This is a genomic window from Aquabacterium sp. (assembly GCF_048860245.1).
Taxonomy (GTDB): domain Bacteria; phylum Pseudomonadota; class Gammaproteobacteria; order Burkholderiales; family Burkholderiaceae_C; genus Aquabacterium.
On the sequence record NZ_JBLIZW010000120.1, the window covers coordinates 22,725 to 35,877 of the forward strand.

A 13,153-nucleotide genomic window follows, 5' to 3' on the forward strand; every position below is an offset into this window, starting at 1 on the left:
GCTCATATGGGAAGCATCCCGCGACGGATTCTGGGTGTCAAGCAGCTGCGTCAAACTTGATCGCATCCACAGCCCGCCATGACGTGACCGTGGGGGCACCCTACTGCAAACGGACGGGTTGGCCGAGGGGATCGGTTTCCGAACGGATCATCTCGCCCCAACGCTCCAGCGAATGCTCCCGGCGTCCGATTTCCTGCGGGCAGACCCAGGCCTTGATGTCTTTGGCGTATCCCATGCACATGCGCATCTCCTGTGTGGTTCAGCAAGAAGACGCAGCAGTCCGCCAAAAGATGCAGGGGGCCAGTCCCTGCTACCTCATGGTGACCGGGGTGTGAAGCAACAGACCGATCCGTGTGAATCAAGCGAGACCTGACAGGACGTCATCAGTTGCGCCTTGAGACGACGTCGGGCCCGTTGGATGCGTGATTTGGCGCCAGGCAGCGTGATGCCCAGCAGTCGGGCGTAGTCTTCTTGACTCATGCCATTCAGGTCACAGCGGGTGATGGCATCCCGGTCTGCTTCGCTGAGTTCAGCCAGCACGCGCGGCAAGCAACTGGCGAGGCTGTCGACAGCGGCCGGCTCCTCGGGCTCGGCATCGGGCAAGGTGTCGTCCAGCACGTCTGTGGGGCGGTGCTTGCGCCAATGGTCGGTCAGGGTGTTGCGTGCCACCTCGAACAACCACGCCCTGGCGTTGGTGACATCACAAAAGCGCCCACCCATGCGCAGGGCTTTGATGAACACGTCCTGCAGCAGGTCACGCGCCGTCGCCGGGTCATCCAGACGGTACGCGAGCCAGCCCAGCAATTCCCGTTCGTGGGCATGCCAGGCCCGCATCAGGCAGGGCCATTGTTCGGCCGCACTCATGCGCGACGGCCCCCTTGTTCGTACCAGCCCTTGCTCTGGTTGACCACACGCACCACCAGCAACATCACCGGAACCTCGATCAGCACGCCCACCACCGTGGCCAGCGCGGCCCCCGACTGGAAGCCGAACAGGCTGATGGCTGCCGCCACCGCCAACTCGAAGAAGTTGCTGGCACCGATCAAGGCCGAGGGGCAGGCCACGCTATGCGACTCACCCACGCGACGGTTGAGCCAGTAGGCCAGCGCCGAGTTGAAGAACACCTGAATCAGGATGGGCACGGCCAGCATGGCGATGACCAAGGGCTGCTCAATGATGGCCTGCCCCTGGAAGGCGAACAGCAACACCAGTGTGGCCAGCAGGGCAGCGATCGACCACGGGCCGATTTTTGCCAGCGCCGCGTCGAAGGCAGCCTGACCGCGTGCGAGCAAAGCCTTGCGGACCAACTGGGCCAGCACCACAGGAATCACGATGTACAGCACCACCGAGGTCACCAGGGTGTCCCAGGGCACGGTGATGGCCGACAGCCCCAGCAGCAGCCCGACAATGGGTGCGAAGGCGAACACCATGATGGTGTCGTTGAGCGCGACCTGGCTGAGCGTGAACAGGGGATGACCGTTGGTCAGTCGGCTCCAGACGAACACCATGGCCGTGCAAGGTGCCGCCGCCAGCAGGATCAGGCCAGCGACGTAGCTGTCGAGTTGCTCTGCGGGCAACCAGGGCGCGAACACCTGACGCACGAACACCCAACCGAGCAAGGCCATCGAAAATGGCTTGACCGCCCAGTTGACGAACAGCGTGACGCCAATGCCCTTCCAATGGGCCTTCACCTGCGACAGGCTGCCAAAGTCCACCTTGATGAGCATCGGGATGATCATCACCCAGATGAGCAGGCCCACGGGCAGGTTGACCTGGGCCACATCCATGCGACCGATGGCCTGGAAGGGCTCGGGGGCAAACTGCCCCAGTGCGATGCCCGCGACGATACAGAGAAACACCCACACCGTCAGGTAGCGCTCAAAGACGCTCATCGGTTGTGCGTTGGATTGCGACATCTTGATCCCCTCAGCTTCGCGCGATGGCGGCCAAAGCATCGGCCAACGCGGACTTGTCCATGGTGTCCAGCGGCAAGGCCAGCAGTTGCAGCATCTTGTAGCCAATGGCCTGACGGGTCAGCTCGAACGCACGGCGCTTGCCTTCTTCGCCGCCTTCTGCGTTAGAGGGGTCTGGGTAGCCCCAATGCACCTTCACGGGCTGGCCGTTACCGCCGAAGAAGACCGGGCAGGCTTCAGCGGCCGCGCTGTCACACACGGTGATCACGATGGACAGGGGGGGCGCCTCGGGCGTGGTGAATTCGTCCCAGCTCTTGCTGCGGTAGGCCGAGGTGTCAATGCCGGCGTTGTTCAGTGCTTCGACGGCGAAGGGGTTGATGCGACCACTGGGCGCACTGCCGGCGCTGTGCGCCTTGACGTCCTTGCCCAACTTGGCGGCAAGGTGATTGAGCATGCCCTCCGACAACACACTGCGGGCAGAGTTGTGGGTACACAGGATCAGAACGTGAATGGTCATGGTGATCAGCAATCAGCAGTGAGGACAGGACGACGCATCAGGGGCAGACACCTCGCACGCGCCGCCCTGACAGCAGTGCTCGGTCAGGTAGTGCAGCAAGCCGTTCATGCGCGCAAACGCGGCGCGGTAAACCAGATGTCGCCCGTCTCGCTCCTGCGAGACCAGCCCGGCATGCGTCAGCTCCTTGAGGTGAAACGACAGCGAGGTGGCGGGCACCACCAACTGCTCACTCAAGGCGCCCGGCGTCAAGCCAGCAGGCCCGGCAACCACCAAGGCCCGAAACACACGCAAGCGGACGGGCTGCGCCAGCGCCGCCAAAGATTGGATGACATCGTTTTCTTCCACATTTCAATAATAGTTGAATTATTGAATGAATTCCAGCCGACCAGCCTCACTGACCCCGATCAAGGACACCGGGCGGTGCGCACCCTAGGATGGCACACCGCCTGCTGGCGGGGATTTGTCATACAAGAAGGTTTGTCATGAATGCGTCGCTGGACACCGATGTTCTGATCGTGGGCGCAGGCCCGGCCGGTCTGGCCCTGGCTTGCTCGTTGGCGGATGCAGGCATCCGCACACGGGTGCTGGAGCAAGCGCCCCTGTCCAGTCTGGCGCATCCTCCCGAAGATGGTCGCGACATCGCCCTGACCCACCGCGCCCGCCGCGTGCTGAGTGTGCTGGGCCTGTGGAATCGCCTGCCTGCGGACGAAGTGGCGCCGCTCAAGAAGGCGCAGGTCACCAGCGGCAACTCCCCCCTGGTACTGCCCTTTGACGCCCAGGACGAGGGACACGAGGCCTTGGGTTGGCTGGTCCCCAACCACCGCATCCGCGAGGCCTGCTACGCCGGCGCCGTGGCCCGTGCCGACTGGATCACCCTGCAAGGCGAGGCCCGGGTGACGGCCCTGCATCGCACTGCCGACCGCGCCACGGTCACCCTGGCAGACGGCAGCCAACTGAGCGCCCCGCTGGTGGTGGCGGCCGACAGCCGCTTCTCGACCGTGCGCAAGATGGCCGGCATTGGTGCCCGCATGCTCGATTTCGGGCGCACGGCCATCGTTTGCCGCATGGCGCATGAACACGACCACGAGGGCATTGCCCACGAATGCTTCCTGCACGGTCACACCCTGGCGATCCTGCCCATGGCGGGGCGACAGGCCTCGGCGGTGTGGACCGTCAGCACCGATGGCGCCGAAGCCATCATGCAATGGAGCGACGAAGCCTTTGCCCAAGCCGTGGACAGTGAATTCGGCCACCGCCTGGGTGACATGCGCACCGCCGGACAACGTCACGCCTACCCGCTGGTGGCCGTCTACGCCCAGCGCTTCTGGGCCGACCGCTTCGCCTTGATTGGCGACGCCGCTGTGGGCATGCACCCTGTCACTGCGCACGGCTACAACTTTGGCCTGTATGGCATCGAGACGCTGACGCGCGAACTCGTGGCGGCGCGCGCGGCCGGTCGGGATCTGGGCGACAGCCGTGCCTTGCAGACCTACGCCAGCGAACACCAGCGCGTGACCCTGCCCATCTACCTGGGCACCAACGCCATCGTCAAGTTGTTCACCAACGATCTGCCTGCTGCACACCTGGTACGCGGCGCCATTCTGCGCGTGTCCAAGCACCTGCCCCCACTGAAGGCCGCCATCACGCGCCAACTCACGGGCAGCGGCCTGTCCCCGTTTGATCTGGTTCGCGACAAGCTGAACACCTTGCCCCACATCCCGCGCCCCTCGTCCCTCTTCGGCCGACGCTGACACCGCATCCCGCGTCGCGTTTGCCCGGTCGCATGCGGTCGGCAGATGGCGCACTTTGTCAATACGCGCCACGGCCGCTTGCTTAGCATCCACCAGGTTGAATGACTTGAGAGGATGCGATTCATGGCACGGCGTTGGAACGGCTGGGGAGATGAAGCACACCATTTCCCGCTTCGACCGTCTGGTTTGGCTCACGTACAGAGCCTGCTGGGTGAGGGTCGCGTGTTGGCAGATGCCCCACTGTCAGCAGTGATGGCCACCGTGCCGCCCAGCCGACTGCCAGCCCACCCGCTGGTGGCGCAGGATGCCGAGACTCGCATCCGTCATGCGCGCGGACAAAGCCTGCCGGACTGGTATGCGATGCGATCAGGTCGCTTCGAGGTGTTCCCTGACGGGGTCGCCCAACCGACCCATTCGGACCAGGTTCGCGAGTTGCTGCAGTGGGCTCAGGCTCAGGGCGTGACCGTCATCCCATACGGCGGCGGCACCTCGGTCGCTGGCCACATCACGCCGCAGCCGTCGGATCGCCCGATCCTGACGCTGTCGCTGGCGCGCATGGACAAACTGCTGGCCCTCGACCCGGTGAGCCAAATTGCCCGACTGGGCGCAGGCACCCCAGGCCCAGAGATCGAGCGACAACTGGCCGCAAAGGGCTACGTGCTGGGGCACTTTCCGCAGTCGTTCGAGTTGTCCACCCTGGGCGGATGGGTGGCCAGTCGCTCGTCGGGGCAGCAGTCCATGCGCTATGGCCGCATCGAGCAGTTGTTTGCGGGCGGGCGCATAGAAACCCTGCGCGGCACGCTCGACATCCCCAGTGTGCCGGCCTCATCCGCTGGCCCCGACCTGCGCGAGATCTTCATGGGCACCGAAGGTCGCATGGGGATCATCACCGAGGTCGACGTGCGGGTCCAGCGCCTGCCCGAGCACGAGTCCTTCCATGTGGCCTTTGCCCCGGACTGGGACACCGCCCTGGAACTGGTCCGCAACATGGTTCAGGAAAAGCTGCCCTTGTCGATGCTGCGGCTGTCCAATCCGGAAGAAACGCGCACCCATCTGGTCCTCGGCGCCGACGCGTGGCAAGCCAAACTGCTGCACCGCTACACCGCCCTCAGAGGGTGCCCTGACGGCAAGTGCATGATCACCATGGGCGTGACGGGTAGCCGACGACAGGCCCGCTACCTGATCGGTGAGATCAAGCGCCGGGTTCGTGCGGGCGGGGCCCTGTACACCGGCACCTTCATGGGCAAACGCTGGGAACATGCCCGCTTCCGCTCACCGCACTTGCGCCACGGCTTCTGGGAACACGGCTACTCGGTGGACACCCTGGAGACGGCGGTGAACTGGTCCAAGGTCACCGAAACCATGCACGCCATCGAGCAAGCCATTCAGCGTCACTGCGGAGACGGTGAACGCGCCCACGTGTTCACCCATCTGTCGCACATGTACACGCAGGGCTCCAGCATCTACACCACCTATTTCTTCCGCAACTCGGACACCTACGAAGCCACGCAAGCGCGCTGGCAGGCCATGAAGTCCGCTGCGTCGGATGCCGTGGTTCAGATGGGCGGCACCATCAGTCACCAGCACGGCGTAGGCCGGGATCACGCCCCCTGGCTGCCCGCCGAAAAGGGCCCGCTCGGCATGGCGGCGGTGGGGCAGGTGCTGCGCTACTTTGATCAGGATGAATTGCTCAACAAGGGCTGCCTGGGGCACTTCCATGACTGAAGTGCGTGCATCAACCTTGCTGGCGCAACGCCCCCCACTGTCTGCACTGATCGGGCAAGACACGCCGTGGGATGTGGTGGTCATCGGTGGCGGCATCACCGGCGCGGGCATTCTGCTGGAAGCCGCGCGACGAGGGCATCGCGCCTTGCTGCTGGAACAAAAGGACTTTGCCTGGGGCACCTCCAGCCGCTCCTCGAAGATGGTGCACGGGGGCCTGCGCTACATCGCTCAAGGCGACATTCGCCTGACCCGCCACGCACTGCAAGAGCGTGAGCGACTGCTCGACGAGTTGCCGGATCTGGTGGTCCGCATGCCCTATCTGTTTGCCGTTCGGACAGGCCAGTTTCCGGGCCGCTGGCCACTGACCCTGGTGCTCAAGCTCTATGACTGGCTTGCAGGCATCCGAGACCACCAGTGGGTGCCTCGCCGGGCGCTGCTGGCGCACCATCCGCTGCTGCAGCCCGAGGGCTTGTTGGGGGCCATGCGCTACACCGATGCCCTCACCGATGACAGCCGGCTGGTGATCCGCGTCCTGCAGGAGGCCTGCCTGGAAGGGGCACACGCGCGCAACTACACCGCCGTGCGGTCGATCCATCGCCCCCACCCCGATGGGCTGCATACCCTGTCGGTACACGACGAGATCGACGGCCGCACCACCGCCATCGCAGCGCGACATGTGTTCAATGCCACCGGGCTGTGGGCTGATCAGCTGTCAGGCACACCCCCGGTGGTGCGCCCGCAGCGCGGCACCCACGTGTTCGTCTCACACGCCAAACTCCCCGTGTCGGAATGTCTGACCTTCCTGCATCCGCGAGATCAGCGCCCCGTCTTTGTCTTTCCTTGGAAAGGCCAGACCTGCATCGGCACCACCGACCTGGATCATCAAGGCCGACCGCTTGACGAGCCCACGGCCACCGAGGCCGAGATCGATTACCTGCTGGAAGTCGTTCGCCATGAGATGCCCGCCGCATCGCTGCACACCCAGGATGTACTGAGCACGATGGCCGGCGTGAGACCCATCATTGCCTCGGGCAAAGGTCGCGACCCGTCCAAGGAACGTCGAGACCACCTGGTGTGGCAGCACGATGGTGTGATCTCGGTGTCCGGCGGCAAGCTCACCACCTTCCGGCAAATTGCGCTCGATGCGCTGTTGGCCGCTGGCTTGCTCGACCGTCGCAGCCATCAACAAGCCCACGGGGACCGCGCTCAGCGTTGTTTCAATCATGAAGTGACCGTCCCCCTGGGGCTCAACCATCCCTTGCGGGGCGCAGCCCACGGCACGCAATTTGCCGCGCATGTGGACTGGGTGCTGCAACACGAAATGGTGGTGCACCTGGATGACCTGTTGCTTCGACGTCTGCGCATCGGCAATGTGCAAGACACCCTGAGCCCCGAGCAACTGCGCACCGTGCGAGAGGCATGCACACGCTGGCTTGGCTGGCAAGAAGGCACATGGCAACAAGAGTGGCAACGCTATCAGGACATCCTGACGCATCACTACCGGCTGCCGGTGCGTGCCGCCACAGAAAGGGTTCACCATGGCTGACGAACCGCTCTTCCTGGCGATCGATCAAGGCACGCAGAGTGTGCGCGCCATGCTGTTTGACCCGCGCGGCCAGTTGGTGGCCAAAGCCCAGCAGCACATCACGCCCTATTTCTCGAAGCACCCCAATTGGGCCGAGCAAAACGGCGAGTACTTCTGGCATCACCTCGGCCTGGCATGTCAGCAACTGTGGCAACAGCACCCGACCTTGCGTAATCGGGTGGCCGCTGCGGCACTGACGTGTCAGCGCGCCACCATGATTTGCCTGGATGAGGAATTCCAGCCCGTTCGGCCCGCCACCATTTGGCTCGACTCCCGACGCACCGACCGCTACCCTCCTCTGCCTTTCTGGATGCGTTGGGGCGCTGCCGCGGCCGGCATGTCCCACATGCTGTATCAACTGCGCTCGAAAGCCGAGTGCAACTGGCTGGCGGCCGACTTCCCGCACGACTGGGCGCGCACCCGGCACTTTGTGCAACTGTCGGCCTACCTGAGCCACCTGCTCACAGGCACCTTGCAAGACGCCGTGTCGTCGCAAGTAGGCTATGTTCCGTTCGATCACAAGCGACAGGACTGGGCACGCCCAGGCGACCTCAAGTGGCAGGCGTTGACCGTGCGTCCCGAGCAATTGCCTCCTCTGGTGCAGGCGGCGCGACCCCTTGGGCGGATCACCGCTGACGCCGCGGCCCACACGGGCATTCCGGCCGGTTTGACGCTCTATGCGGCTGGTGCCGACAAGGCCTGCGAAGTCCTGGCCTGTGGCGGCATCCGCCCCGATGTGGGCTGCATCAGCTACGGCACCACCGCCACCATCAACACAGGCAACACCCGCTACATCGAGCCCATGCCGTTTTTGCCGGCCTACCCGGCCGCAGTGCCACACGCCTACAACTCGGAAATCATCGTCCAGCGTGGGTACTGGATGGTGAACTGGTTCAAGCGGGAGTTTGCGGCACACGAGGTTCGCCAGGCCGAGGAACGTGGCATCGCCCCGGAACTGCTGTTCGACGAACTGCTGGATGCCTCGCCCCCCGGGGCCATGGGGTTGGTGCTGCAGCCCTTCTGGAATCCGGGCGTGAAGTTTCCTGGCCCGGAAGCCAAAGGGGCCGTCATTGGCTTTGGCGATGTGCACACCCGTGCCCACCTGTACCGATCGATCATCGAAGGTCTGGCCTACGCTTTGCGACATGGCAAAGATCAGCTCCAGAAGCGCAACGGCACGCCCATTCGCACCCTGCGTGTGGCCGGTGGTGGCTCACAGAGTGATCGCATCATGCAGATCACGGCCAACATCTTTGGTCTGCCCACCGAACGCATTCACACCTATGAGGCATCGGGTCTGGGCGCGGCCATCAATGCAGCGGTTGGCTGCGGTGTCCATTCAGACCATGCGACGGCCGTGGAAGCCATGTCACACCCCGGCCAGGTGTTCGAGCCCCATGCAAGCACCGCGCAGGTGTATGACCGGCTCTACAAGGAGGTTTACCTGCGCATGTACGACCGCCTCTCGCCCCTGTATCGATCGATCCGTCACATCACCCATTACCCCAAGCGCTGAACGAAGCCGATCGACTGGTCAATAGGTCATGACACGATGGCGGCCGCCTTGCCCTCTTGATAGGGTGAGGCATCGCCTTCAGCGGAGTCACCATGAGCCAGGCCCTTCAGATGTTCAACACCGTCGGCGCTGACCAGTTCAGCCGCATGGTGTGCGAGATCGCCCCCTACTTCAGCACCATCACCCCCACCCTGGTGGACCTGCGCCCACAGCGCGCCGAAGCACGCATTCCCTTCCGAAAAGAGATCACCAACCACCTGGGATGCGTGCACGCCATCGCCTTGTGCAACGCTGCGGAACTGGTGGGCGGCATCATGACCGACGTGTCACTGCCCGCTGGCACACGCTGGATTCCGTCCGGCATGACCGTGGCGTACCTGGCCAAAGCCAAGACCGATCTGACGGCGATCTCTGACGGCTCGGCGATCGACTGGTCAGTCCCCGGCGACAAGGTGGTCCCTGTCGAGATCTTCGACACCACGGGCAAGAAGGTGTTCACGGCGCAGATCACGATGAACGTCAAGTCGCTGGATTCATAAGCAAACGCGATTTCGTTCGTTCACGTTGTGCGACGGGCTCTCTAGAGTGCATCCATTGCATTCATCCCGTTCGACACAACCATGAAAACCATTCGCAACACCTTTGTGGCCGCTGCATTGATCTTGAGCGGTGCCTTCGTTTACGCCAAAGACATTTCACTGCTCAATGTCTCGTATGACCCCACCCGGGAGTTCTACGCTGACTACGGCAAACTGTTCTCAAAGTACTGGAAAGCCAAGACCGGTGACGACGTGGTGGTGAAAGCCTCGCACGGCGGTTCCGGCAAGCAAGCACGCTCGGTGCTCGACGGTCTGGACGCCGACGTCGTGACACTGGCGTTGGCCTACGACATTGATGCCATTGCCGACAAGGGCCTGTTGCGCCCTGACTGGCAGCGGCAACTCAAGGCCAACAGCACGCCCTATACGTCCACCATTGTGTTTCTGGTGCGCAAGGGCAACCCCAAGAACATCCGGACGTGGGACGACTTGATCAAGCCCGGCCACTCGGTCATCACCGCCAATCCCAAGACATCAGGCGGTGCACGCTGGGCCTACCTGGCCGCCTACGGTCATGCGCTGAAGCGGCATCAGGGTGACGACGCCAAAGCTCGCGCCTTCATCAAGCAGCTGTTCGAGCACGTACCGGTTCTTGACTCGGGCGCACGGGGTTCGACCGTTTCCTTTGCAGAGCGTGGCCTGGGTGACGTGCTGCTGGCCTGGGAGAACGAAATTGCGCTGATCAAGAAGGAATTTGGCGACACCCAATTTGACGTGGTGTACCCACCCCAATCCATCCTTGCGGAGCCACCCGTGGCCGTCGTGGACAAGGTGGTCGACAAGCGCGGCACCCGTGAAGTGGCCACAGCCTATCTGCAATACCTCTACACCCCGGAGGCTCAAGATCTGATCGCCCGATACTATTACCGCCCGATTGACCCGAAGGTGGCCGCCAAGTACGCCAAGCAGTTCCCCAAGATCAACCTGTTCACGATTGACGACACGTTTGGGGGCTGGGCTCAAGCTCAAAAGACGCACTTCTCGGATGGCGGCGTCTTCGATCAGATCTATCTGAAGCGGTGATGCCGTGCGCGCTCACCCGGGCGAAACGCCCAACGACGCGCGCAAAAATCCCATCATGCGGTGCACATGATCCGGTCCCAGGCCTTCTGTCAGGTCATGTCCGCCCGGCACGGCCAGACAGGTGGACGCTTCCGCGCCGCGGGCCTCTGCCAAACGCACAGCATCGGAAAATGGCACGGTCTCATCCTCGTGACCATGCACAAACAGAATGGGGCACGAGAGCGCCGCTGCGCTGCGCAGCGGCGCGATGTCATCAAAGCGAGCCCCAATCACTTCCTGGACATGCGCCAGGATCCAACGCCCCGGCCATCGCATTGGAATGCGCATCTGCGCCAGCCAGCGCTGCATCACCTCAGCCGGATGCGCGAAGGCACTCAAGCTGATGACCGCACGCACATCGGGTTGGCGCGTGGCAGACAGCAGCACCGCACCCGCGCCCACGGAATGACCGACCAAGGCCAGGCGCGTGGCATCGATTTCAGGCTGTTGACGTAGCCAACTCAGGCCTGAATCCACGTCTTGCGCAAAGCGTGGCAAGGACTGAAAGTCCACCGGGCTGCTCAGCCCATGTCCTCGCGCGTCCAGCACCAGCACCGCCAACCCGGCCTCGTGGAGCCACGCCGCAGCGGGCCACATCAGCCCAGCATGGGCGCCCCAGCCATGCATGAGCACCACCCCTGGAGCAGGCGCACGCTGCTGGGGTGGCGGCACGAACCAGCCAAACAATCGGCTGCCGCCCTCGCCGTCGATCCAGACCGGTCGCGTGGGCTGCGCTGCTTGTGCCAGTCCTTCCGGGATCAGCGGATGAGGCTGATGCGGGGCTTTCAGCCCCCACAGCAAGGCGCGATGCGCCAGCGTCTTGAATACATTCACGATACAGATGTCAGTATGTCAGGCCAGAACGGCCATCAACCCGGTGCGTCTGGGCAGCGCCGCATCGCGTCAGTGTGTTGATTTGACATAGGCGGCGACCAGCACGCCCAGCGTACACGACCACCCCGAAAACAATCCGCGCCAGAGCCAGAAGGTCGGTACAAAGCCCACGCCTCGGATGAATCCGGCACTCATGGCCCAGAACAGGGACGAGGCCAGGACGTGATCGGCACGCCCGGCCGCATTGGCCATCAGCGGGGGATACAAGGTCCCCCCGATCATGATCAGAACCGCCACCCACAGCGATGGCCAGTGAAGCCCTGGCTGCCGCGATGACGAGGGTGTGAGCGGGGCCTCCATGTCAGCGCTCGGCCTTGGACCGGGCCTCTTCGTTCTCGCCCCACATGGCGTTGAGGATGGCCAGCAGCACGGCGAAGCCCACCCCCAGAATCCAAGCGAAATACCACATGACTGTCTCCTTCAATATCAAGGTTGGCGCACGCGTCAATATGCGGCGTGGTCGTTCTCTCGGATGTAGGCTTCGGTTACCTTGCCGCGCATCACACGGTAAGCCCAGCCGGTGTAGAGGACGATGAGCGGCATGAAGATGACCGTCGCCCAGAACATGATGCCCAGTGTCAAATGGCTGGACACGCTGTCCCAGACCGTCAAACTGGCGTTGGGCATGCTGCTCGACGGCATCACGAAGGGGAACATGCTCGCGCCTGCAGTGCCAATCACACCCACCATCGACAGGGCCGAGCACACAAAGGCGGTCAAGGTGCGGCGCACCCGCAAAAACAGTGCCGCCAGCAGCGCCCCGGCCACACCCATGGCCGGCAAGCCCCACAGCAGGGGCTGTGCCGCATAGTTCGCCATCCAGGCCCCGGCCTCACGCACCACGGATTTGCCCATGGGGTCAGGCAAGGCAGCGGGGTCCACCAACGAGGTGATGCGGTAGCCATCGATGGCTTGAAGCCAGATGCCCGCCCCCACAAAGCCCAACACCATCACGACAGCGGCCCAACTTGCACCCGTGATGGCGCGCGACTGAACACGCCCCTCGGTCCGGTGCGCCAGATACGCGCCACCATGCATCGTGATCATGGCGCTGCTCACCACCCCTGCCAGCAAAGCAAAGGGATTGAGCAATTGCCAGAAGCTGCCGGTGTAGGTCGAGATCAGGTAGGCATCAAAGCCAAAGGGCACGCCTTGCAGCAGGTTGCCAAAAGCCACGCCGAAGATGACCGGCGGCACAAAGCCCCCCACAAACAGGCCCCAGTCCCACACGCTGCGCCAGGTGGCGTTGTGGATCTTGCTGCGGTAGTCGAAACCCACGGGGCGGAAGAACAGCGCCCACAGCACCGCCAGCATGGCCCAGTAAAAGCCACTGAAGGCCGTCGCGTAAACCAGCGGCCAAGCCGCAAAAATGGCCCCGCCACCGGTGATGAACCAGACCTGGTTGCCGTCCCAGTGCGGGCCGACCGTGTTGATGACGACACGGCGCTCGACATCGCTGCGCCCCACAAAAGGCAGCAAAGTGCCAACGCCCATGTCATGGCCATCCATGATGGCAAAGCCAATGAGCAGCACGCCCACCAACAGCCACCAGATGATCTTGAGGGTTGGGTAATCCAACATGATGTGACTC

At 63.5% G+C, this 13,153-nt stretch carries 15 protein-coding genes; 6 read left to right on the top strand and 9 right to left on the bottom strand.

Annotation, left to right across the window (positions count from 1 at the left end):
* Positions 1–100: 100 nt before the first annotated feature.
* From ACMV18_RS13645 to ACMV18_RS13665, 5 genes are all read right to left on the bottom strand, one after another.
* Complete coding sequence (locus tag ACMV18_RS13645) at positions 101–235, bottom strand: hypothetical protein (RefSeq protein WP_420818285.1); 135 nt, start codon at positions 233–235, stop codon at positions 101–103.
* Between the two features lie 80 nt (positions 236–315).
* Complete coding sequence (sigZ, locus tag ACMV18_RS13650) at positions 316–864, bottom strand: RNA polymerase sigma factor SigZ (protein WP_420818286.1); 549 nt, start codon at positions 862–864, stop codon at positions 316–318.
* The gene (arsB, locus tag ACMV18_RS13655; RefSeq protein WP_420818287.1) at positions 861–1,916 is read right to left on the bottom strand and encodes an ACR3 family arsenite efflux transporter; all 1,056 of its coding nucleotides are present in this window, start codon (positions 1,914–1,916) and stop codon (positions 861–863) included. Before arsB ends, sigZ begins: the two co-directional genes overlap by 4 nt.
* A gap of 10 nt (positions 1,917–1,926) precedes the next feature.
* On the bottom strand, positions 1,927–2,430 hold the full coding sequence (locus ACMV18_RS13660; protein ID WP_420818288.1) for an arsenate reductase ArsC: 504 nt from the start codon (positions 2,428–2,430) through the stop codon (positions 1,927–1,929).
* 12 nt (positions 2,431–2,442) lie between these two features.
* Positions 2,443–2,775, bottom strand: a complete 333-nt coding sequence (locus ACMV18_RS13665) for an ArsR/SmtB family transcription factor (protein ID WP_420818289.1) — start codon at positions 2,773–2,775, stop codon at positions 2,443–2,445.
* 137 nt (positions 2,776–2,912) lie between these two features.
* On the opposite strand from ACMV18_RS13665, the gene ubiM reads away from it, so the two are divergent.
* From ubiM to ACMV18_RS13695, 6 genes are all read left to right on the top strand, one after another.
* Positions 2,913–4,181: a 5-demethoxyubiquinol-8 5-hydroxylase UbiM gene (gene ubiM, locus ACMV18_RS13670; RefSeq protein WP_420818290.1), complete on the top strand. Its 1,269-nt coding sequence runs from the start codon at positions 2,913–2,915 to the stop codon at positions 4,179–4,181.
* A gap of 123 nt (positions 4,182–4,304) precedes the next feature.
* A complete protein-coding gene (locus ACMV18_RS13675) occupies positions 4,305–5,906 on the top strand; it encodes an FAD-binding oxidoreductase (protein ID WP_420818291.1) in 1,602 nt (533 codons plus the stop codon).
* The gene (locus ACMV18_RS13680) at positions 5,899–7,452 is read left to right on the top strand and encodes a glycerol-3-phosphate dehydrogenase/oxidase (RefSeq protein WP_420818292.1); all 1,554 of its coding nucleotides are present in this window, start codon (positions 5,899–5,901) and stop codon (positions 7,450–7,452) included. The genes ACMV18_RS13675 and ACMV18_RS13680 overlap by 8 nt, the downstream gene beginning before the upstream one ends.
* The gene (locus ACMV18_RS13685) at positions 7,445–9,007 is read left to right on the top strand and encodes an FGGY-family carbohydrate kinase (protein ID WP_420818293.1); all 1,563 of its coding nucleotides are present in this window, start codon (positions 7,445–7,447) and stop codon (positions 9,005–9,007) included. Before ACMV18_RS13680 ends, ACMV18_RS13685 begins: the two co-directional genes overlap by 8 nt.
* Before the next feature lie 92 nt (positions 9,008–9,099).
* Positions 9,100–9,546, top strand: a complete 447-nt coding sequence (locus ACMV18_RS13690; protein ID WP_420818294.1) for a hotdog fold domain-containing protein — start codon at positions 9,100–9,102, stop codon at positions 9,544–9,546.
* A gap of 81 nt (positions 9,547–9,627) precedes the next feature.
* Positions 9,628–10,629 carry a sulfate ABC transporter substrate-binding protein gene (locus ACMV18_RS13695; RefSeq protein ID WP_420818295.1) on the top strand — a complete coding sequence of 334 codons (1,002 nt, stop codon included), beginning with the start codon at positions 9,628–9,630 and terminating at the stop codon, positions 10,627–10,629.
* 12 nt (positions 10,630–10,641) lie between these two features.
* Here ACMV18_RS13695 and ACMV18_RS13700 read toward each other — a convergent pair whose 3' ends face one another.
* The 4 genes from ACMV18_RS13700 to cydB form a co-directional block, all read right to left on the bottom strand.
* Entirely contained in the window at positions 10,642–11,502 is an 861-nt protein-coding gene (locus ACMV18_RS13700; RefSeq protein WP_420818296.1) for an alpha/beta hydrolase, read from the bottom strand.
* 69 nt (positions 11,503–11,571) lie between these two features.
* Positions 11,572–11,862 (bottom strand): cyd operon YbgE family protein, encoded by a 291-nt coding sequence (locus ACMV18_RS13705; protein ID WP_420818297.1) that lies wholly within the window; start codon positions 11,860–11,862, stop codon positions 11,572–11,574.
* Position 11,863: 1 nt separating this feature from the next.
* Positions 11,864–11,971 (bottom strand): cytochrome bd-I oxidase subunit CydX, encoded by a 108-nt coding sequence (gene cydX, locus ACMV18_RS13710; protein WP_374256574.1) that lies wholly within the window; start codon positions 11,969–11,971, stop codon positions 11,864–11,866.
* Between the two features lie 35 nt (positions 11,972–12,006).
* Positions 12,007–13,143, bottom strand: a complete 1,137-nt coding sequence (cydB, locus tag ACMV18_RS13715; RefSeq protein WP_420818298.1) for a cytochrome d ubiquinol oxidase subunit II — start codon at positions 13,141–13,143, stop codon at positions 12,007–12,009.
* Positions 13,144–13,153 lie beyond the last annotated feature (10 nt).

Excerpts from the sequence above, each read along its gene's own strand:
- ACMV18_RS13695 (WP_420818295.1), top strand. The coding sequence starts at position 9,628 with ATGAAAACCATTCGCAACACCTTTGTGGCCGCTGCATTGATCTTGAGC.
- cydX (WP_374256574.1), bottom strand. The coding sequence starts at position 11,971 with ATGTGGTATTTCGCTTGGATTCTGGGGGTGGGCTTCGCCGTGCTGCTG.
- ACMV18_RS13675 (WP_420818291.1), top strand. The coding sequence starts at position 4,305 with ATGGCACGGCGTTGGAACGGCTGGGGAGATGAAGCACACCATTTCCCG.
- arsB (WP_420818287.1), bottom strand. The coding sequence starts at position 1,916 with ATGTCGCAATCCAACGCACAACCGATGAGCGTCTTTGAGCGCTACCTG.
- ACMV18_RS13690 (WP_420818294.1), top strand. The coding sequence starts at position 9,100 with ATGAGCCAGGCCCTTCAGATGTTCAACACCGTCGGCGCTGACCAGTTC.
- sigZ (WP_420818286.1), bottom strand. The coding sequence starts at position 864 with ATGAGTGCGGCCGAACAATGGCCCTGCCTGATGCGGGCCTGGCATGCC.
- ACMV18_RS13660 (WP_420818288.1), bottom strand. The coding sequence starts at position 2,430 with ATGACCATTCACGTTCTGATCCTGTGTACCCACAACTCTGCCCGCAGT.
- ACMV18_RS13705 (WP_420818297.1), bottom strand. The coding sequence starts at position 11,862 with ATGGAGGCCCCGCTCACACCCTCGTCATCGCGGCAGCCAGGGCTTCAC.
- ACMV18_RS13685 (WP_420818293.1), top strand. The coding sequence starts at position 7,445 with ATGGCTGACGAACCGCTCTTCCTGGCGATCGATCAAGGCACGCAGAGT.
- ACMV18_RS13680 (WP_420818292.1), top strand. The coding sequence starts at position 5,899 with ATGACTGAAGTGCGTGCATCAACCTTGCTGGCGCAACGCCCCCCACTG.
- ubiM (WP_420818290.1), top strand. The coding sequence starts at position 2,913 with ATGAATGCGTCGCTGGACACCGATGTTCTGATCGTGGGCGCAGGCCCG.
- ACMV18_RS13645 (WP_420818285.1), bottom strand. The coding sequence starts at position 235 with ATGGGATACGCCAAAGACATCAAGGCCTGGGTCTGCCCGCAGGAAATC.
- cydB (WP_420818298.1), bottom strand. The coding sequence starts at position 13,143 with ATGTTGGATTACCCAACCCTCAAGATCATCTGGTGGCTGTTGGTGGGC.